The sequence below is a fragment of the Xanthomonas campestris pv. phormiicola genome, assembly GCA_025666215.1.
Taxonomy (GTDB): Bacteria; Pseudomonadota; Gammaproteobacteria; order Xanthomonadales; family Xanthomonadaceae; genus Xanthomonas_A; species Xanthomonas_A campestris_A.
The window spans coordinates 2,603,481-2,625,060 of sequence record CP102593.1 but is presented as its reverse complement, the minus strand read 5'-3'; the positions used below and the strand labels follow the sequence as shown (position 1 = coordinate 2,625,060).

Below are 21,580 nucleotides of genomic sequence, written 5' to 3'. Positions count from 1 at the left end.
CGCGCATGACCACGCCGCCGATCCTGGATTTCCGCACCGCCGAGGCCTTCTACGGACAGGCCCTGGCGCTGGCGCAGCGCTACACGCCGCAATGGAGCGGCTACTGGCCGCCAGTGGTCGCGCAGCCGGCAGACGCGCAGGATCCGGACGCGGCGGCGCAGGCCATCAACCAGGATCCCGGCCTGGTGCTGTTGAATCTGTTCGCGCAGATGGCTGGCTACACCGCCACCATCGAGAACCAGATTCCCTATCAACGGCGGCAGGCGTTCTTCCAGTTCATGGGCATGCGGTTGCGTCCGCCGCTGCCGGCGCTGGCGCCGTTGCACTTCACGCTCAAGCCGGGACAGCCGGCGCGGCCGGTGCCCGCGCAGACCGCGGTGCTGGACGCGGACGCGCACGACATCCGATTCCAGACCAACCAGGAACTGCTGGTCGTGCCGGCCTCGCTGTGCGCCGCGATGACCCTGATCCCCGCGCAGGACCAGTACATCGACGCGATGCAGGTGCTGGGCGCGGCCGCCCTGCCGCAACCGCAACCGCAACCGCAACCGCCCAGCGTGCCGATCTTCGTCGCTGGCGACAGGCCCGACCCCACCGAGACGCCGCTGGGGCACTGGTTCATCCTCGGCGACGCGCAGTTGTTCAGACCCGATCCGGCATTGCAAAGCGTCACCGTCACGCTTTACGGAACGCAACTGCACGCGCAGTACTTCGGACAATGGTTCGACGGCGCGCTGAATCCGCTTTCGGTCCGACTGGAGGTTTCCGACGACGCGCGCCAGTTGGAGATCACCTTGCTGCAGCTGCCGCTCGCCGCGCCGCGGACGATCGACCAGCTGCTGCAGCAGATCTATGCGCAAGAGGATCCCGGCGCCGGCTTCACCGCGCCGCAGGCCACGGCCAACGATCAACTGCCCGAATCCTGGCTGTTGGTGAAGCCCGACCCGCAGGTCAAGGTGCTGGCCTCCCTGGCCGAGCAGCTGCCGGTGATCACCGGACTGCAGTGCACGTTCCGCGGCGACGGCATCCCGGCGCAGCAGGCGGCATGCAACGTGGTATTGCTGGACATCCGCAACGGCGCCTATCCGTTTGGCGAGACGCCGCAGACCAGCGATGCCTTCTACGTGCGCAACGATGCGGTGTTCGGCCGGGCCGGCGCGCGCATCACCCTGAACTTCGACCTTGTACCCGTGCAGGCGCAGTCCGAGGTGCAGCTGTACTGGCAGTTCTGGAACGGAACCGCGTGGCAGTCGTTGAACCAGAGCCTGGCGCAGATCAGCCAGCATCAGTTCGTCGATACCACCCACGCCCTGCGATACAACAACTCCGCCGGCCCCACCTGGGTCCAGTTCGAGTGCCCGCCGATGCAGGAAACCACAGTTGCCGGCGGCAAGGGGCTGTGGATCCGTGCGCTGATCGCCACAGGCGGTTACGGCGAGGCCGGCGGATTCGTCACCACCAGCGTGGCCGACACCATCGCCGGCATTCCCGACCAGGTGCTGCCAGCCGCGAACAAGGGCGGCGTCATCGCCTATCTCAACGATGTGGAAGGCATCAACTTTTCCTACCACTTCAACCAGGCCATGTTCCATCCGCCGTTCGTGCGCTCGCTGCGCATCGGCTACAGCTACGCCGCGCAACCGACGCGCTACTGGAGCTACAACGCCTTCGAGTTGAGCCGCTTTCTGTTCAGCCCGTTCAAGCCGGTGGCGGCGGAGCTGACCGGCTTCTACTTCGCGTTCGCCACCGGCAGCTTCGGCGTGGAAACGGTCGGCAGGCGCCTGAACCTGTACGTCCATCTGGAACGCGAATGCACGAGCGCGGGCACTGCGCTGCAATGGCAGTACCACGACGGCCAGGCCTGGCTGGCGCTCGCCGTCGACGACGGCACCCAGGGACTGAGCCGCTCGGGCATCGTCAGCTTCATCGTGCCGGCGGCCATGCAGGCGGCGACGCTCTATTCGCAGCAGGCGTATTGGTTCCGGGCCGACACTCCGCACGTGAAGCGCACGGTCCGTCTCCATGGCCTTTACCCCAACACCGTGATGGCCAGCGGGCTCACCGGCGTCGACGACGAGGTGCTGGGTTCCAGCAACGAGCAGCCGGGGCAGCAGTTCTCGCTGAACTACGCCCCGGTACTGCCCACGATCGATCTGCGGGTCCTGGAAACGCGGGCGATCGAGGCGCTCGCCCCCGACCCGGCGCCTGGCGTCTCGGCGGCGGCCATGCAGGCTGCCGCGCCGCTGCCGCAGCCGTGGCGGCAAGTGGACAGCTTCGCCCTGTGCGGGCCGTCCGACCGGGTGTATACGCTGGATTGCCAGAACGGCCTGGTCACCTTTGGCGATGGCCACAACGGACGGATTCCGCCGGCCGGCTACAACAACATCGTCGTGGCGCACTACGACCATACCCGCGGGATCGCCGGCAACGTCGCGCGCGATCGCCTGACCCTGTTGCGTCCGGGCATAAGCGGCATCGATACGGTGACCAACCCGACGCCGGCAAGCGGCGGCGTCGACGGCGATACCAGCGCCGACATCGCCCTGCGCAGCCCGGCTCTGGTCAAGGCCAGTGGCTACGCCGTGCAGTTGGGCGATCTCAGCGCGCTGGCCGCGCAGGCCAGCCAGCAGGTGGCGCAGGCGCGTGCGATCGAAACCGCGCAGCAGACCATCCGCATCGCCTTGCTGGCACAGAGCCAGGCCGCCGTGCCCTACACCACGCCGGCGATCCTCACCCAGGTCGCGCAGGCGGTGCGCGCGCAGTGCCTGGCGGCCCTGGCGCCGCGCATCGACACCGTCGCCCCGGATTTCGTGGCGATCGACATCGACGCGCAATTGCAGGTCGACTGCCCGCCCGACCAGCGCGGCGTGCTGCAACAGCGCCTGGTCGCGCAGGTGCTGGCGTTCCTGCAACCGGTATTCGGCGGCCCGACGCATAGCGGCTGGCGTTTCGGCCGACCGGTGCAGGCGATGACGGTCAACCGCTTCCTGCGCACGCTCCCCGAGGTGACCGCGGTGCTCGCGCTGAGCCTCAACGGGCATCTGAACGGCGATATCCGGCTACAGCCCGGACAGTTGCCGGTCGCCGGGCAAGTCTCGCTGCAGCTCTACACCGGTTGACGGCGATGAGCTTCGAACTCCCCGACCTGGACACCGTCGGCTACGAACAGATCGTCGCCGACCTGATCCGCCGCATTCCGCAGTACACCGACCAATGGACCGACTACAACGAAAGCGACCCCGGCATCACCCTGCTGCAGCTGCTGGCGTGGCTGGACGAATCGCTGCTATACCAGGCCAACCGGATTCCGCTGACGACCGAGCTGAACTTCCTGCGCTGGGTGCTGGGACTGGCGTTCAGCACCAACCAGACCGACTACAGCGCCGCCGCCGCAAAGGACTACGACTTCGACTTTCTGGCGCTGCAATCGGTGCTGGCCGGACTGGAGCAGGGCGCCCAGGCGAGCAAGGCCAGCCTGCAACGCGAGGTGCTGCTGTACCTGCAGCAACCGTATCTGGCGCTGACCGCCGACAATGTCGAACAGCTGGCGCTGCAAAGCAATCGGATGATCACCGCGCAGGACGCACAGCGGCGCAGCGGCCACGCCAGCGCGACAACGGTGATGCCGCTGTACGTGCAGCGGGCGTGCGCGCAGGCCGCCGAGCAGGCCACCTGCCTGCGCATCCTCAGCGATGCGCCCTGGCCGTATCGGTATCCGCCCTACCCGAACCAGGACAGCGCCCCGCACCGGGCGCGGCGCGTGTTGCTGCTGCAGCCACAGCCGAACCCCACCGCTGAAGAGACCTTGCGGCGCCAGGTCGGCACCTACCTGGCACCACGGGTCATCGCCGGCACCGCGGTGCGCGTACAGCCGGCGCAGCTGACCGCCATCGATCTGACGATCGCGGTGCGCTGCCGTCCGAACATGCCGATGACGGCGACGCTGGAGGCGCTGGTCGCGCAGCTGTATGGCTACCTGCTGCCCAGCGCAGGTCCCGACGCCGACGGCTGGCGCTACGACCAGGCGCCGAATCCGGAAGATCTGATGCACATGGTGTTGGCGGCGAGCGGGGTCGAATCGATCGAGTCGTTCGTCTACACCTATTTGCCGACGGTGGTGCTGGACGAGATGGCGCAACTGGGCGTCAACACCCTGCTCGCCGCACTGCCCGACGGCCGCACCGCGCTGCAGTACCGCGGTCTGCCGCAGCTGCGCTGTCTCGACATCACTGCCTGCAACGCGCCGCCATGAACCAGCCGCCATCCGCCTACCTGCGCTATCTGCCGGCCGTCTATGGTGCTGCCGATTCCAGCTTCGTCGGCGATTACCTGCGCATCTTCGAGAAATTGCTGACCGGGCTGGACGACGGCGCGCTCGACGGCCGCCGCGGCATCCAGGAGCTGCTGGCCGCCGACGTCATCGGCAATCTGTTCTATCCGCGTCTGAGCTTCCTGTTCGACCCGGCGGACCGCGACTTCATCCCGCCCATCTCCGGCCTTGGCACGCCCGAGAAAAACGCGGTTCTGGCGGATCTGGACCGCTACATCGGTGTACCGGTTCCCAGCGACCCGACCGCAGCGTTCAGCGGCAAGCCGCAGGCCGGCGCGTCCGCGCAAGATGCCGTGCAGGCCTGGCTAGACGGGCTGCTGAACTGGCTCGGCGACTGGGTCGCGCTGCTCCCCGACAACGGCTGGACGCTGGACAAGAAACGTCAGGTCATCGCCCAGATCCTAGCGCTGTATCGGCTGCGCGGCACGCCGCAAGGGCTGACCTTTCTGCTCAAACTGCTGTTGGATCTGCCGCTGCCGATCACCGGGGAAACCTACCGGCCTGCGCAAGACGGCGTGCCCGCCGGCACCACGCCGATCAGCGGCCAGGTGAGCGTCACGGTCACCAATCCTGAGCCGCCCGGCATCCGCGTCGAGGACGGGCCGGGCAAGGGCTTCGTCGTGCGCGATCGCTATCGGCGCGGCGACGCGGTGGTCTGCGGCTACTTCCCCTGGCTGTTCGAGGTGCTCATCACCCTGCCCAATGCCGCCAACCCCGATTTCATCCTGATCAGCGACAACGTGCAGCAAGTGCTGCAGTTGCAGCAGCGCCTGCAGCAACTGCTGGCGTCGGCGAAACCGGCCGCAACGCGCTACACGATCGGCATCGTGCCGAGCATGCAGCTGCCGGTCGCGGATCTGCCGCAAGCCGCCATCTGCAGCGCGGCGATGCTGGGCCAAAACACGCTGCTCGGCCTGCCGGGCCAACAGAAGCCGAGCACTTGACCGGCCTGCATCGCACCTAATCACGTACCGGGAATCCTTTCGATGAGCGCCAGCAGTCCCCTTCCCTCCGACATCGCGGTTCGCCTGAACTACCACGACGGCATGTTCCTGACCGCGCAGAACATGACGCTCGAGCAGGACTACTTCAGCAACTGGATCAGATTGCAGAACCAATACCTGTACACGCCCGGCGTGTTGAACGGCTTGTCGGTCACCTTGCAGAACAACACCCTGACGGTCGCTGCGGGCGCGGCGTTCGATGCCGGCGGCGACTTCCTGGTGTTTCCCGGCGCCAGCGGCAACGCGATCGGGGCGGCCAGCAATCTGGGCAATCGCTACGGCCTGTACCTGTGCTACCCGCCGCTGGTCAAGAGCAGCGCCGACCTGTACGACAGCGCCGCGATCCTGCAGAACGCCGCGCTGAACCTGCCGCCCGAGAACTCGGTGATCCTGGCCACCGTCGACCTCGATCCGAGCGGCAACGGCACCATCGCCAGCGTCACCGACAGCCGCGTCGCGGTGACCAGCCGCCTGCCAGCGGTGCTGTCCAGCACCGCCAGCGGCCAGCTCAGCGCCACGCCCGACCTGGATGGCGTGCGCTACGGCACGGTCACGGTGGACACCACCGCATTGCTGAAACCGGCCGACAGCGTGACCGTGCAAGTGTCCTACGCGGCGGATGCGGGTGCGGCGTCGGCGTTCACCTCGCCGCCCTTCGTCAGCGTCACCGTGCTGGGCACGTCGGCCTTGGCGGCCTCGGTCGGCGCGGTCGGACCAACCCAGTTCAGCCTCACCGTCAGCGCGTTGCAGACGCGCACCGACGGTGTGCTGCAGGTGCAGGTGAATTGGCTAGCCCTGCCCTCTGCCGCCCCGGCCGGCCCGCGGGTGCGCGCATGAACGCGACGACGATCCAGCGGCCGAATTACTTCGCCGGCGAAGCGCTGCTGACCGCGGACTTCACCTGCGAGCAGCGCTACCACATGGTCATGCAGAGCCTCAACAACCAGAGCCTGTACACCTACGGCATCGCGAGCGGGCTGGAGGTGCTGTGGAACCAGGCCAGCACCGCCAGGCAGGTCGAGGTACGCGCCGGGATGGCCCTCGACAGCCTGGGGCGCCAGATCGTCCTGCTGCAGCCGCAGGTGCTGCGCTTCGACGACGTGGACGCCAGCACCAGCTATTTCCTCACCATCAGCTACGACGAGGTCTACGACGACTACAGCGACGAGACCGGGGTGGCCGGCTACAAGCGCATCGTCGAGCAGCCCCGGCTGCGCTACGTGCGCAACCTGCAACGGCCGGGCATGGACATCGTGCTGGCGGTGGTCGGCTTCGCCAACGATGGGGCGATCAATGCGCTCACCTATCGCTCCGGCAACGTCGCCCGGCGCTACGTCGGCTCCACCCTGGGTGCGCTGACCCTGGTGACCGAAGGCGCCGGCGTGCAGGGCGGCGCGATGCGCGGCATGCCGGCCAATCTCGCCGATGCCGACGACCGCCGCCTGTATCCGCGGCTGTCCGCCCGCAAGGAGGGCAGCGCCGCGCAGGTCTATCTCGAGGTGGACGCCAGCCGCAGCCAGTTCATGGGGCTGTTGACCACGCGCGGCAACCTGGGCATCGGCACCGATCAACCGCTGGCGAATCTGCAGGTGGACGCGATCACCTTCAAGGGCCAGGGCGCGCTGTCCTCCGATGCGTTGCAGGTGACGCTGTCGCAGGACGCGCCGTCGCCGTTCTTCCAGGTCGGCGACGTGCTGATCTCCGATCCGCCGATCACCACCCAGGCCAACGGCACCACCACGATCGGGGTCGCGCAGCGGCGCACGATCGTCACCGTCGACAAGCTCAACCGCCGGGTCACCGTCGACCGGGTGTTCAACCCGGCGTTGCAGAGCATCAGCTACACCTATATCCGTTCGACGCTGGTGCGGTTCAGCCGCAACGCCGACACCGATCTGTTGAGAATCGGCACCGATGGCACGGTCGCCCTGGGCATGCCGGCCTCGGTCAACGCCGCGCTTGGCGAACACGGCCGCAGCGCGCTGATGATCACGCCCGAACGCCGGGTCGGCATCGCATTGACCAATCGCGATCCGGCGGCCGCGCTCGACGTCAACGGCCAGATCCAGGCCGACGCACTGGTGGTCGGCGGCAGCATCCGGGCCGACTCGGTCATCGCCGGCGGCGCGATCCAGGCGCAGAGCTTCGAAGGCAACGGATCGAAACTGCAAGGCCTGCCGATCCTCAGCTACTGGACGCGCGAAACGATCGGCACCCCGACCAGCAACCTGTACTACAACGAGGGCAACGTCGGCATCCGCGACAAGAATCCGATCGCCTCGCTCAGCGTGGGCGGCGGCCAGTCGTTCATCGGCCTGGGCTTGATCACCTCGTTGAGCGGCAGCGTGCTGGAAGGCTATCAGACCGCGTTCGCCGACCAGGTCACGGTGGGCGACGCCATCACCATCGGCATGCTGATCGAGCAGATCGGGATCGTCTCGCAGGTGTCCGACGACACCACCCTGATCCTGCAGCAGCAGCTGCCCATCGCAGTCTCCAATTCGGCCTACAGCTATCAGCCACCGGGTGGCGACATGCAGCCCGGCACAGGCCAGATCAGCAGCAACGGCACCACCCTGATCGGCAATGGCACCCGGTTCACCCGCGACGTGGCGGTCGGCGGCCGCATTGCCGTCGCGCGCTTCGATCCGGCGAACTCGGTCAGCCAGCAGTGCGCGGTGGCCGCGGTGGCCAGCGACACCGCGTTGACCCTGAAGAGCGCGTTCCCGGTCGATGTGACCGACTCGGCGTATGCGATCCGGGTCGGCACCGGCGCACCGACGCCGGGCCCGGGCACGATCAGCAGCCACGGTCTTCAGCTCACCGGCACCGGGACGCAGTTCTCCACCCTCAAGCCCTACGCCCGCATCGTGGTGCCAGCGACCGCCACGCTGCGGCAGACGATGCTGGTCAAATCGGTCGATAGCCAGACCAGGTTGACCCTGATCCAGTCCGACGGCAATCCGCTGCCGTCCTCCAGCCAACTGTCCGCGGCCACCTCTGCCTACGTGGTGACCCCGTCGGTGCTGGCCTACATGGCGGCGAACAGCGACAACGGCGTGCTGCCGCCTGGGGATCCGGTGCCGCCAGCGCTGATCGTGGTCACCAACAATCTCGTCGACCTGCCCAACACGGTGGCGATCAACCTGCCGCTGGAGCAGGTGCAGAGCCGCTACGCGCTGCAGGTCGACGGCGATGTGAACTTCTCCGGCGGCAGCGTCAACGTCGACGATCTGACCGTGCAGACGCTGCTGGCCACGCGCGGGATCGCCGTGTCCGGCGACGGCAGCCGGGACGAACTGCTGACGGTCGGCGAGGCCGCTGCCGCGCCGCTGCTGACGGTGACCAAAAGCAGCGTCGAGGTGGCGACGCTGCACGCCAGCGGCGACGTGCGCAGCGACACCGTGGTGAATGCGGCGACGCTGAGCGGCAATGCGTTGCAGGTGTCCGGTTCGCAGATCGCCAGCGATGGCTCGGTGCAGATCGTCGGTGCGCGGAAGGCTTACGACCAGAGCGCGCTGACAAACGACGGCACCACCTTCTCGCAGCAGGCGCATACCGACGGTTATGTGATGGCGACCATCGGCCAACCCGTCTGGCACGCGAACTACTGCGGCTCGCTGGCCGGCGAGACGTTCGACGGCGACCAACGCACCAGTTTCGTCTACGCCACCGGACTGGCCTACCTATACACCACCAGTTCCGGCAAGAAGAGCAGCACGGTCACGCGGATCCCGGTACCAGGCGCATTCACGATGCCGGTCCGCAAGGGCGAGACCTGGAAGCTCACCCGTACCTGGAACAAGGATTTCGGCGCTGCGCCGGCAGTGGAATTCTATTGGATCCCGCTCGGCTCGCCGCCCGCCGCGGACCAGCGCACGCTCGGCGCCGCCGTGTCGGTTCCTCCAGGCGGCGGCATGGCGATGCAGTTGCAGACCTTGCGCGAGGGGCTGGCAAGCGGACGCGACATCGGCACCACCGCCGGCGCACTGCTATCGGGCGTACAGCAACGGGTCGACGATCTCACCCATGTGCTGGGCGATGCGATCCACATGAGCGACGACCAGGGCCGGCAACAGTTCGTGCAGCAGCTGAGCAAGGTCGTGTGCGCACCGAACAGCCCGCCGCAACGGGCCGCCTCTGCCGAATACCAGAGCGACGTGTCTGCGCTGATCGACACCCTCGCCCGCATCCTCGGACACGGCGGCGCCTCTCCAGAACGCGAACTGCTCGCGGCCGGCGTGCATGCGCTGATCCAGATCAACGACAACGAAGACAACCGCCACGACATCGACCTGATCAAACGCAACATCGACCTGTTCATCGACAACTTGCAGCAGTCGCTGCAGCGGCAACTCGACAGCGGCCAACGCCGCCTGCTCACCCGTGCGCTGGTACGCCTTGTCGGCGACGGCTCCGCCCGCCTCGAACACTAGATCACCGCGTCCGCCTCGCTCCCATAAAGGAACCACCATGAACCAGGCTGCAGACATGGCGTTCGGAAAACGCGTCGCCTACGATCAATCCGCCCTGACCGACGGCGGCACCCATTTCAGCCAGCTTGCACAGACCGACGGACTGGTCATGGCCGTCGTCGGCCAACCCACTCTTACCGACAACTATCTGGGCACCCTGGAAGGCTCCACCATCGATGCGCAGGGCTCCACCACCAGCTTCGTCTACGCGACCGGGTTCGCCTACCGCTACCCGATCAGCAGCGGCAAAAAGGGGATGACGCAGGTGAACATTCCGGTCCCAGGCGCGTTCACCATGCCGGTCCGCCGCGGCGAGACGTGGGTGCTCGAACTGACATGGAATGCGCAGATCGGTCCGGCGCCGCGAATCGAGTTCTACTGGATTCCGACCCGCCACGCCGAGCACAGCGAGGTGCCGGTGCCGGCGCGCAGCGAGATGGCGCGGGCGATGGGCGTGTTGCGCGATGACCTGCGCTCGGGCAAGACGCAGAGCACGATGCTGGCCTCGGCGCAGCAGGCGATCGATGCCAGAGTGAAGGATCTGGCGCAGATCCTCGGGGACACCACCAACCCGGACGTGAGCGAAGAGACCCGGCAGCGGTTCGTGCGAAGCCTGCGGACGATCGTATGCTCGCCGCTGGCGAGCGAGGCGCCGACCGCCGGCTCGATCGCGGCCGCCGACATCCAGGACGTGGTCGCCGCCTTCGGTCGCCTCGTCGATCGCGCATTGACTCCCGAGCAATGCACGCTGATCGACAACGGCATCCGCGCCCTGGTGCAGATCAACGAGAACAGCGCCAATCGCGTCGATCTGCAACTGATCGACCGCAATATCGGCGTGTTCCTCGACAATGTGCAGACCGCACTGGATCTACGCTTCAGCCCCAGCCAACGGCGCCTGCTGACCCGCGCGCTGATGCGCCTGGTCGGCGATGGCAGGCAGGGCGACCACTGAACCGGTCCGCGATCCCCAAGCCATCGCCATGATCGCTGCCGTGCATGCGCACCCGCCGCTGGCCTCGCTCGCATTGCTGAGCGAGGCCGAGTGCGAGGATTGGGTGCTGCGCGTGTTGCTGCTGCGTCGGCATTGGCGCCGGCGCCACCCGCAGGTGCCGTTCTTCACCCTGGGCCTGGCCGCCTACATCGATTGCCTGCCGGGCCAGGACGATGGATATCGCGATGCGACGCAGCGCGACGCCAACAACCAGCTGCTCGGCACGCACTTCATGCCGCTGCTGCAACGCCTCGCGCAGGCGCTGTCCGCGCATTTCGATGCACCGGTGCGGCTGGCGCCGCATGCGGCCTGGCCGGGCTTCCATATCTACCTGCCGCATCCGGCGTTCGCATTGCCGCTGGCGAGCGTGCACCGCGATCTGCAACACCTGGATGTGTTTCCGGCATGCAAGCCGGAAGCGGACGACTTGTTCAGTTTCACCTTCCCGCTCAGCACCCCATTGGGCAGCGGACTGACTCTGTGGACATCGGCAGATGCGCCCGCGCGCTTCTTGGCCTATCGCAGCGGCGAGCTGGTCGTGCACCGCGGCCTGGATCAACACCAGGCGATGCTGCGCTGCGACGGCGAACTGGAACGCATCACCCTGCAGGGCCACGGCATCCGGCTTGGCCGGCACGACATCGTGTTGTATTGGTAGCCACGAGGGAGCAGAAGCCACCATGAGTACTGGACTGCAGGCGAGCGGCATGCCCGGGACGCCACCCCTGGATTCCTGTGCGTGCCGGGGACCCGGCCACAGCGGCTCCATGCCGCCCGCGCCGGGTCCGCCAGGTCCGGGCGCTGCCGGCCGCCGCCAGCGAGCGGCACCGCCCTGCGCGTGGGCCGCGCCGTCGCCGCCAGGGCGCATGGCAGCGGTCGCGGTACGTCGCCGCGCAGCTGCGGCGAGCACGCGCTGATGTTCCTGGACACGACGCGCTTCGCCTTCGTCGCCACGCTCGCCGCGCATTGGCGCACGGTGCTGGCCGAGTGCGATGCGCTGCCCGACCACGAATATGCCGACTGGCCGGAAACCGGGCTCTACAACCACGGGTGGGATGTCTATGGCCTGTACCTGGGCGGCAAGGCCTTGCTCGACAACTGCATCTTCTGCCCCGCCACCGCCGCCCTGCTGAAGGCCGTTCCCGGGTTGCGGACCGCCGGATTCTCGCGACTGGCGCCTGGCACCGTCATCGCCTCGCACGTGGGCTATAGCGACCAGGTACTGCGCCTGCACCTGGCGCTGCGCGCGCACGGCGACTGCGGCCTGCGTGTGGGCGGCCAGACCCGGCGCTGGACGCCCGGCCAGTGCCTGCTGTTCGACGACACCACCGAGCACGACGCCTGGAATCGCGGCCCACGCGAACGCATCGTGCTGCTCGTGGATTTCGAGCGCCTGCCGCAGGAACGCCACCATGCGCGACGCTGACGACCGCGCCTTCGCCGACAATGCGGCGCTGCTGGAGGCGCTGCTGGCGATCGGCGCCAGCCTGGTCGAGCGTGCCGTGCTGCTGTGGCGGCAGGCGGCGCCGCCGCTTGGCGCGGCAGGCATGGTGGCCGATCCGTTGTACGCGCTCTACGCGATGGCCGACCCGCGGCAATCGCCCGAGGCGCAGCTGCAGCAGCGCCTGGCATGGCTCGAGGAACAGCTGCGGCAGCAATGGAGCGATTTCGTTGCGCGCAGCGCGGCCAGCGTGCGCGCGCAGGTGTTCCTGCCGTGGGTGCACCTGGCGCTGCTGTTCCAGCTGGATGCGCAGGAACAGGCGCTGCTGCTGTGGGCGCTGCTGCCCGAGCTGGAGCCGCACTACGGGCATATCCTGCGCGCGCTCGCCGACGGCACCGCGGCTGCGCAAGGCGAGAACTTCGTCGCCCTGTCCGGCGCGGCGCTGGCGCTGGGCGGCGACGCCGCCGCGCGCCTGGCCCTGCAACAACGGCTGCTGGGCGAGGCGGCCCTGGTCCACTGGGAACTGGTCGAACTGGCGCCCGGCACGCGCCTGAGCACGCTGGCCGGCGGCTATGCGCCGAGCGCCGCGATCGCCGCCTACCTGCTGTCGTTGGCCGCACCGCAATTGCGCATGGAGCAGCCATTGCCGGAGATCGACACCTCGCTGACGCTGGAGCAGCATCTGCTCGACGAGGCCGTGAAGCGACAGCTCGCCAGCGTCATCGACCGCATGGCCGCCGACGACGCCCCTGCGTCCAGCTTCGTGTTGCAGTTGCAAGGCCCGGATCTTTCGATGCAGCAAAGCCTGTGCGCGGCTGCATTCCAGCGCATCGGCCTGCGCTGCGCGTTGCTCGACGGCACCTCGATTCGCCGCATCTACCACAATGGCCAGCGCCATCGCGCGGCGTTGCTGCAGGCGCTGCGCCTGCTGTGCCGCGATGCGCTGCTGTGCAATCGCGTGCTCGTGCTCGCCCACATCCAGGCGCTGGCGGCGCCTGACGACAGCGACGACCTGCTCGAGGACGTCTGCCATACGTTGTGGGACAGCCAGCGCTACGTGGTAGTGCTCAACGGCCCGGGGCGGCGCATTGCCGAACTGGCGCAGCGCTACCGCGCGCATCGGGTCATGGCGGTCACGATCCACAGCACGACCCCGGACACGCAGCTACGCCAGCGCATCTGGCAGCGCCACCTCGACGGCGCCGGCCTGGCCATCGACGCGCCGATCCTGGAGCAGCTGATCAACCAGTATCCGTTTACCGAAGAGCAGATCGCCGCTGTCCTGCGCGAGGCGCAGGATCAGGCGTTGCAGGACGACGGCGCGCACCTGCAGCCGCAACGATTGCTCGATGCCTGCCGCGAGCGCAGCAAGGGCCAGCAACTGGGAGTGGCGCAGGAAGTGAAGACGCCGTACCGATTCGACGACATCGTCTTGCCCGAGGACACCCGGCAATGGCTGCGGGAGGTGCTGCAATACGCCCAGCACCGCCACCAGGTGATCGAGGATTGGGGCTTCGAGCGCAAACAGCACAACAGCAAGAACCTGTGCGTGCTGTTCTACGGACCGTCGGGCACCGGCAAGACCATGGCTGGGTCGATCCTGGCCAACGAACTGAACCTGAGCCTTTACCGGATCGACCTGTCCAGCCTGGTCAGCAAGTACATCGGCGACACCGAAAAACGACTCGCGCAATTGTTCGACCAGGCCGAAGCGATGAACATCGTGCTGTTCTTCGACGAGGCCGAAGGATTGTTCTCCAAGCGCACCGACACCAAGGACGCGCACGACCGCTACGCCAACCTGCAGACCGGCTATCTGCTGCAACGGATAGAGACCTACCCAGGGATTGTCATCCTTTCCACCAATCTGCTGAAGAACATGGACCCGGCGTTCGTGCGCCGCTTCAAGTTCATGATCGAATATCCTTTTCCCGGACCGGAGCAGCGCCTGCAGCTGTGGCGCCACGCATTCCCGGCCGCCACACCGACCGACGACGACCTCGACTTTGCCCTGTTGGCCGAACGTGCCGCGCTGAGCGGCGGCAACATCAACAACATCGCCATTGCCGCCGCCTTCCTCGCCGCCGCGCAGACGCGGCCGGTGGGCCTGCAGCACGTGTTGCAGGCCACCCAGCGCGAGTACCACAAGCTCGGCAAGGTGTTCAGCGCCGCCGATTTCCGTTGGGACGACGATGATTAGCGCCTGCCATCCATTCCCGAGCAGGCCGCACCGCCACTGTCCGAGGCCGGGCATCGCCCGCACCTGCGCATGCCGAAACTGAGCAGCCCGCTCCCGGTCCATGCCGCCGGCCCGTCCGCGCCCGCGGCGCAGCCACTGGTTGCGCGCAATGCGGCGAGCGGCCTGGCGCCGATGGGCACGTATCGGTATACGCCGGGCACACCGGCGCCACGCAATGCCGCGGCGTTCGCAGGCGCTGCACCGCCGCGCGGTGCAGGCATCGGCCTGCCGGCGCCGCTCAAGGCCGGGGTGGAAGCGCTGTCGGGCATATGCATGGATGGCGTCACCGTGCACTACCGCTCGTCGAAACCCGCGCAGGTCGGTGCGCGGGCCTATGCACTGGGCCAGGAAATCCACCTGGGGCCAGGGCAGGAGCGGCATCTTCCGCACGAAACCTGGCACCTGGCGCAACAGGCGCTGGGCGAGGTGGCACCGACCATGCGCCTGGCAAACGGTGTCGCGGTCAATGCGAACCCCGCGCTGGAACACGAGGCCGATCGCATGGGCGATCTCGCGTTGCGCGCGGGCCGACGCCGTGTCATCGCGCCGGCAGCGCCGACGCGCCAGCCGCGTACCGCGCTACCGGCGCGCGGCGCAGTGATGCAGCGCAAGCCCGAGAACGCATTGAAGCTGCTCGACGCCAATGCCCCGGTGGTGCTGACGCTGACCCGCGCACTGGCCAATGCGCGCAGCATCACCGGCAACTTTCCGCTCATCCTCAGCAGGACCAAGACCTACAAAGCGATCAAGATCGCCCTGAACCACTGTATCGACTCTGCGGCCGAGCGCGCTACGAACAAGCGGCAGTTCCTGATCGAGTGGAACAAGGGTGTGGCGAAAAGCAAGGTCGAGTACTACACAAAGGCGGCCGCGACAGCGTCCATTCCCGAACCCAGCAACCAGGATGGGCTGGCCCAGGATCCGCGCAGCGGCCTCGACGACGCTGCCACCGAGCGCTTTCTCGACGATTGGATGAAGCAGCCGTTGCGCGGCAAGAGCTCAGGCCCGGACGGCAAGCTGTCCAAGCTGATGCCGCTGGTGCTGGCGGAACCGCAGCTGCCGGACAGCATCCGCGTGGCATTGAAGCTGTTCTTCGCGCACACCGCGAACTTCCAGCCCACCGAGGGACTCGGCCGCGACTTTCGCGCGCGCGAACACGGCCAGTACTACCGGTCGAGCCTGGATCCGGTGCGAAAGGGCAACTCGAAGCTGTTCCGCGACCATGCGCAGCGCACCGACCCTACCTCCAAGCAGGGCAGCGTCAAGGGTCAGACCTTCCAGTCGATCAACCGCCCGCTGCATACCGGGATCGCGAAGATCGGCACCATGCATTCCAATATCCACTCCATGAGCTTTCTGGCACGCAATGCCTATGCACGCTATGTCAGCGGCGCCGGCAGCCATACCGGATCGTTGGGCCTGATCCAGAACGTGTACCGCACGGTACAGGCCGGCACCGATGTCGAACTGCACCATTCCGCGAGCGGCGAGGGGCCGTTGCCCGAGTCGGAGGTGCCGGCCCTGCTCAAGCCGATCGTCGGCGAAGCACTGCTGGCAACGGACTCCAGGCAGAACTACCACGACCTGTTGCTCAGCGACAGGAGCGCACTGGTGGCGGACCTCGCCACCGCCATCGCCGCCGCCAAGTATGTGCTGCCCAACCGCGGACGCGTGGTCCCGATCCAGTCGCCCGAGCACGCCAGCCTGATACTCGAACTCGTCTATCCGGTCGGAACCAGCAAGGACCGCATGATGCAGGAAAAAGCATGGCGAGAGACCTTCATCGAGACATTCAACCAGGTCGCGCGGCAGAAGAAGGTGCAGACCCGGGTGACCCATCGCGGCAGCTTCGGCTTTCTCTATCCCAGCGTGTCCTCGGTCGGTGGCCCGGTACGGATCTGGCCGGGGCTGACGCCCCCGGCGATCTTCAAGGATCTGCTGATGTCCACCCTGCACGCCCTGGCCAACGCCGGCAAAAGTGGCTACGTGCCGCCTCGCTCCGCCGCCACAGCGAGCACCGGCTCCTCCTCCTCAGCGGCGATCGCGCTGCACCGCGAGGCGCTGAAGTCGGCGGTCCGCTATGCGCAGGACAGCATCGGCAATACGGCCTCGATCAAGGGCCCGCCACGGCTGGCCAAGTGGGTGGCGGTGCGCCTGCAACGCAATCTGGTCAAAGCCCGCTTCCTGTTGCAACGGCCCGTCCGCGGCACGGACAGCGAGCAGGAGCAGGACTACCTCAAGTCGGCGTCGGTGATCGAGAACCTGATGGAATACAGCTACCTGCTGGAGGCGATGAACGCCAATCCGGCGTCCGCCGGCGAGTTCGCCGCTGGCGACGCCTACCCGGCCTACCTGCGCAGCACCTTGCTGCCGACCGCACACGACACCAAGACCGCGACGTTCTATCTGGATAGCGGCATGCAGGCCATTGTCGGCGCCCACCTGCTCGCCAGTACCTGGACGCGAGACGGCCGCCCGCCCAGCAGCGCGCCACTGCAGACGATCGATTTGTACAGTTATTTCGAATATGCCGCGGTCGACAAGGCCAACCTGAATCTGAATGCGCTCAACCGGAGCAAGGACGGGTACATGAACTGGTGCGCCCTGGACACGCTGCTCGGCGATCGCGAGAAGCTGGCACGAGACAGCGGACAATCGACAGCGCCCTCGATCATCGCCGCAGACCTGAATCCGGTGCTGACCTCGTCCGCGGCCAAGTCCTCGCTGATCGACTATCGCAAGGTGTTCGCAAGGTTCGCCGGCAAAGATCCGGCGCACAAGAACGCGGCGACGATCCCCATCGTCGATGTGACCAATGCCTCGCTGGCCAAGGTTGCCGAGATGAAGCTGCACGAGCGATACGAGAACTACATCGTCGTGGAGAGCCTGTCCAAGCACCAGCAACTCGGCGCCGACAAGTTCACGATGGGCCGATTGAACGTCGTCGGCAGCGCACAGTTCATCGATCTGGCCCGCACCGTCATCGGCCCGATCGAGGAACAGGCGTTCCACCGGCTGCCCGCGGCCTATCGCCTGCGCATGGACCGGGTCTTCTACGGCGACTCGGCGCAAGCGCAGAAAGCCGCGGCCACCGCGCTGCTGGCAGCCGCGCCACGCTACGACGCCTTCATGGAGTCGATGGGGCGCCAGGCGCAATGGAACACCCTGGACAAACGTACCGACGGCGATGCGGACACGCTGCAGGCGCGCTACGCGGCGGCGAAAACGATGATCGCGCAGACGCTGGAGTGGTACGTCACTGCCGTCATCGGCCCGACCCCGCCGGACCTGGATATCGACCTGGGCAAGGCCTATGCGTCGCTGCCGCTATCGGACCAGAACGGTGTGCGCCGCGATCTGGAACAGCGCTTGAGTCCCCACGCCGAAACGGAAGTTCTGACGGAGAATCCGTATCTGCTGCGGGATGCCCGCGGAGCGGACATCGGCATCACCAACGCCGGCAACACCTGCTTCCTTGCCGCCGCATTGAACACCCTGGCATTCACGCCGTATCGGGAGCTGTTCGCGCCGCGTCCACACGATCCGCATGCCGTCATGCGCGCGCAGATCCATCGTATCCTGACCAACATCGTGAACGGGCAACGCATCCCCTATGCCGATGTCCTGCAGCTGCTCTCCGCGCTCGACGCCGCGCAGCTGCTCGAGGGGCCCATCGCACTGGCTGCCCCGCAACCGCTCAATGCGCAGCGCGACCCGGCCGAAGTCATGGACCACCTGCTCGACCTGTTCGGCGCCGCGCACGATCCTCGCTATCGGCTGGAGCAGCGCCATGAACGGGCAATGGCGCTCCCGGCAATCGTCGATGCCCATGCCGATGCGGCCAACTATTCCGCGTTCGACGCACAGGGACGATTCGCCGAACGCATCGTCCCGGACTGGTTGATCAAGCTGCCCATCGCCGGCGTGTCCAGCCTGGCGCAGGCGATGCACCGCTACCAACTCGCCGAGCCACTGGAGCGGCTGAGCGGCGTCAGCACGGCCGATCATCGGGTCTACCGTGGCAACGGCAGCGCCCGCACCCGGCTGGGCACGCAAACGCCCGAGGTCGTCGCGATCCAACTGGTGCGGTGGTACTACGCGAATGGGCGCGTCATCAAGGACGCGCGTCCGCTCGACATGCCCGATGCCTTCATCCTCAACGGCTGGGTCTACGCGCTGCAGACCATCATCCACCACCACGGTGCGCAGGCGGACGCGGGCCACTACACCACCAGCACCCGTGGCGGCGACGGTGCCTGGCAGTATCGCGATGACCGCAGCGTCTACGCCGACCCCAATATCGCCAACAAGAAGGACAACGGATACCTGTATAGCTACGTCAGACAGGGCGCCGCCGGCCTCGACGCCAACCTGCACCTGCTCGACCTCATGCATCCGCTGCCGCACCAGGCTCCCTCGCTCCCGCCGCACAGCGGATTCGGCTCCGCATTCGGCCCGACGTTCGGCCCGTCCCCGTCGGCCGCCGTCCAGCCATTCGGCGGCGGCGGTACCCCGTCGAACCTGAGCGGATATCTCGCATCGCTCGTCGCCCACAATCCCGACCTGACGGTCTCGATGGACGATGTCTCGATTCAGCTTCCACTGAACGACTTCGTCAACGCCATGTCCAAGGACGCGATCACCGACACGGCCAGCTTCTATAAGGCTGCCGCCCGCACGCTCACAGAACTGGCAGGAGTGAAGCGCATGCGCGACGCACTGGGCGACGACTGGACGCAAGACCGGGCCACCTGGGAAGCCATGGACGCGATGGAGCAAGACGCCCAATCGCCGCGCTCGACCGCGATGGCAAGCACTCCGCATCGCAAGATCTACTCGATCAAACGGCATAAACCCGAGGACCCCAGCCGCCAGACGCCGCCGCGGCTGTGGAACGCCAGCAGTACGCTGCGACCGCGCACGCCACCGACGATGCTGATGACATTGACGTCGTCGAGCGCGCCGCCGCAAGGCAGCATGGCGCTGCTGCCCTCCCCGTCATGGCCGCCGCTGTCCATCGGTCAGCCGCTGTCGTTCACGCTCAGCCCCACGCTGTTCCAGCTCGATCGAAACCTGCCATGGTTCTAGCCACCATGCTGCGCGGCGCAAACGCAGGTTCCATGCGCAGACCGTATCCGATGGCGACCAGCGCCGCGCCGCGCCGATCGCCGACGCCCGGAAGCGCCGCGGCCGCCAGCCCCGTACGGCAACTCAAGGCGATGGAGGGCTATCGCTATTGCGCCAGCGCGATCCAACCGCATCGACCAGAATGCGCCGATGCGGCGTCGGCGCCGGCACTGCCGGCACGATCCGGCGCGCAGCGGCTGCCCCCCGCCTTGTTGAGCGGCATCGCGCAGTTGAGCGGCATCGCCCTGGATCACGTGCGCGTGCACTACACCTCGGCCAGGCCGGCACAGCTGCACGCCCATGCCTACGCCCAGGGCAGCGATATCCACGTCGCACCCGGGCAGGCCCGGCACCTGCCGCACGAAGCCTGGCATTTGGTGCAACAGGCACAGGGACGAGTCGCCGCGACCGCGCAGCGGCGCGGAACCCCGATGAACGAGCAACCGCACCTGGAGCGCGAAGCCGATGCGATGGGACGGCGTGCGCAGCAGTTGGGGATGCGTCTCGCCGCTACCGCGAACACCGCCGTCGTGACCGGCGCCACCGGCCTGCCGCCGCCATCGATGGCGGCAAGGGCACCGGCGTCGGGCATCGTCCAGGCCAAGTTGACCATCAGCAAGGACGTGATTCAGCCAGACCAGGTCGATGCGCTTCTCGCCAGATTGCCCGGCCTGATCGTCGAGCCCACCTTGAAACAGGAATACGAAGCGTACCTGGCCAGCGACCACGCCCGCCTGGCGCAGGTGGTCGGCAAATGGGCGGACGCACCGGCGCACAGCTCCGGCGACAGCCTGGTGCCTGCGCCCACGAACGCGCTCAAGGCCAAGATGCGCAGCTACGATAGCGTCGACAGCTTCGTATTCGCGGCATTGTCCGAAGCCCAGGCCAAGCAGAAGAAATCGGACGAGAAAGCGTACGCGATGGAGATCGCCGAAGATCCTGGCATCCTGGTCGATCTCGTCGGCCTGATCCAGGACGCGATTCCCGCTGCATTGCAGCTCTATGGCAAGTCGATCGACGAGGTGGCGGCACTCAAACCGCATAACCGCCGGTCCTATCTGGAATACGTCCGTCGCGACCAGAAGACGGACATCGCCAACGTGCTGCGCAGTCCTGGCTCGCACACCTTCGGCGAACTGGTGGCGGCCATCCACGACGTACAGGAACTGCTGTACCAAGCCAAGAACGAGGAATTGCTGGCCCAGTACCCGAAAGAAGAAGAGCGCAATCGCCACAACATCCACGCGCTGCAACCGGAGCGTTACCGCGGCTCGGTGTTCCTGGGGATGTCGGCCGACACGCCCAATGGCCTGCCGCTGCTGATCCGAACGCCGGTCCAGCGCGCATGGCGCGGCAAGGATGCGACGCCGCGGCCCACCGATCCGCACGTCAGGACGGCGATGATGCTGGGCAATCCCAGCGACATGGGCCCTTCGATGACCGCTGCGCGCATGTTCGTGCTGGCCACGGCCGGCGGTGCCGACAGCGCGCGCATCCATTCGCTGGCGCTGGCGCTGTTCGCGTTCTGGAATCGGATCTACCGCCGCGATATCACCGACGTGCACCGCTATCACTTCACGATGGACATGGCGGCCAATTTCGGCGTCTCCTACAGTCCATTCACCCCGATCGATGCCGCTTCCAGGAAGAAGCAGCAGGCCTTCAACCTGCGCGAGGTCGAGTCCGAGTTCGACGATTGGGATTGAGTGCGGCGCGACCCACCTCGCGCGGCGATTTTCTCGCCGCCAGCATGCACGGGCGCGGGCATGCCCGAACGCGAACGCGCCTACCCCACGCGCTAGCAGACAGCCGGTGCTGCAAGAGCAGATGTATGCGAATACCTCGAGCGGCGCCACAACCCAAGGATGCGGCGCAGGACCGCCACGCAGGCGCTGAACGTTCCCACCCTTTCACAGCCGTCGATGGTTTCGGATGGAACCCATAAGGCGCCCCGCCCGCTACCGCGCGGG

Annotated in this window: 11 protein-coding genes; all 11 read left to right on the top strand. The window is 67.1% G+C overall.

The window, feature by feature from the left end:
• Positions 1-5: 5 nt before the first annotated feature.
• Positions 6-3,119 (top strand): baseplate J/gp47 family protein, encoded by a 3,114-nt coding sequence (locus tag NRY95_10980; GenBank protein UYC18431.1) that lies wholly within the window; start codon positions 6-8, stop codon positions 3,117-3,119.
• Positions 3,120-3,124: 5 nt separating this feature from the next.
• Positions 3,125-4,252, top strand: a complete 1,128-nt coding sequence (locus tag NRY95_10975) for a hypothetical protein (protein UYC18430.1) — start codon at positions 3,125-3,127, stop codon at positions 4,250-4,252.
• 95 nt (positions 4,253-4,347) lie between these two features.
• A complete protein-coding gene (locus NRY95_10970) occupies positions 4,348-5,274 on the top strand; it encodes a phage tail protein (GenBank protein ID UYC18429.1) in 927 nt (308 codons plus the stop codon).
• A 42-nt stretch (positions 5,275-5,316) separates the two neighbouring features.
• Positions 5,317-6,171 carry a hypothetical protein gene (locus NRY95_10965; GenBank protein UYC18428.1) on the top strand — a complete coding sequence of 285 codons (855 nt, stop codon included), beginning with the start codon at positions 5,317-5,319 and terminating at the stop codon, positions 6,169-6,171.
• Positions 6,168-9,770, top strand: coding sequence for a hypothetical protein (locus NRY95_10960; protein UYC18427.1), 3,603 nt, complete (start codon positions 6,168-6,170; stop codon positions 9,768-9,770). The genes NRY95_10965 and NRY95_10960 overlap by 4 nt, the downstream gene beginning before the upstream one ends.
• A complete protein-coding gene (locus tag NRY95_10955; GenBank protein ID UYC18426.1) occupies positions 9,721-10,764 on the top strand; it encodes a hypothetical protein in 1,044 nt (347 codons plus the stop codon). The genes NRY95_10960 and NRY95_10955 overlap by 50 nt, the downstream gene beginning before the upstream one ends.
• A gap of 28 nt (positions 10,765-10,792) precedes the next feature.
• A complete protein-coding gene (locus tag NRY95_10950; GenBank protein ID UYC18425.1) occupies positions 10,793-11,461 on the top strand; it encodes a hypothetical protein in 669 nt (222 codons plus the stop codon).
• Positions 11,462-11,719: 258 nt separating this feature from the next.
• A complete protein-coding gene (locus NRY95_10945) occupies positions 11,720-12,229 on the top strand; it encodes an aspartyl/asparaginyl beta-hydroxylase domain-containing protein (protein ID UYC18424.1) in 510 nt (169 codons plus the stop codon).
• Positions 12,216-14,444 (top strand): ATP-binding protein, encoded by a 2,229-nt coding sequence (locus tag NRY95_10940; protein UYC18423.1) that lies wholly within the window; start codon positions 12,216-12,218, stop codon positions 14,442-14,444. The genes NRY95_10945 and NRY95_10940 overlap by 14 nt, the downstream gene beginning before the upstream one ends.
• A 69-nt stretch (positions 14,445-14,513) precedes the next feature.
• Positions 14,514-19,571: a hypothetical protein gene (locus tag NRY95_10935; GenBank protein ID UYC18422.1), complete on the top strand. Its 5,058-nt coding sequence runs from the start codon at positions 14,514-14,516 to the stop codon at positions 19,569-19,571.
• Positions 19,562-21,316 (top strand): DUF4157 domain-containing protein, encoded by a 1,755-nt coding sequence (locus NRY95_10930; protein UYC18421.1) that lies wholly within the window; start codon positions 19,562-19,564, stop codon positions 21,314-21,316. The genes NRY95_10935 and NRY95_10930 overlap by 10 nt, the downstream gene beginning before the upstream one ends.
• Positions 21,317-21,580 lie beyond the last annotated feature (264 nt).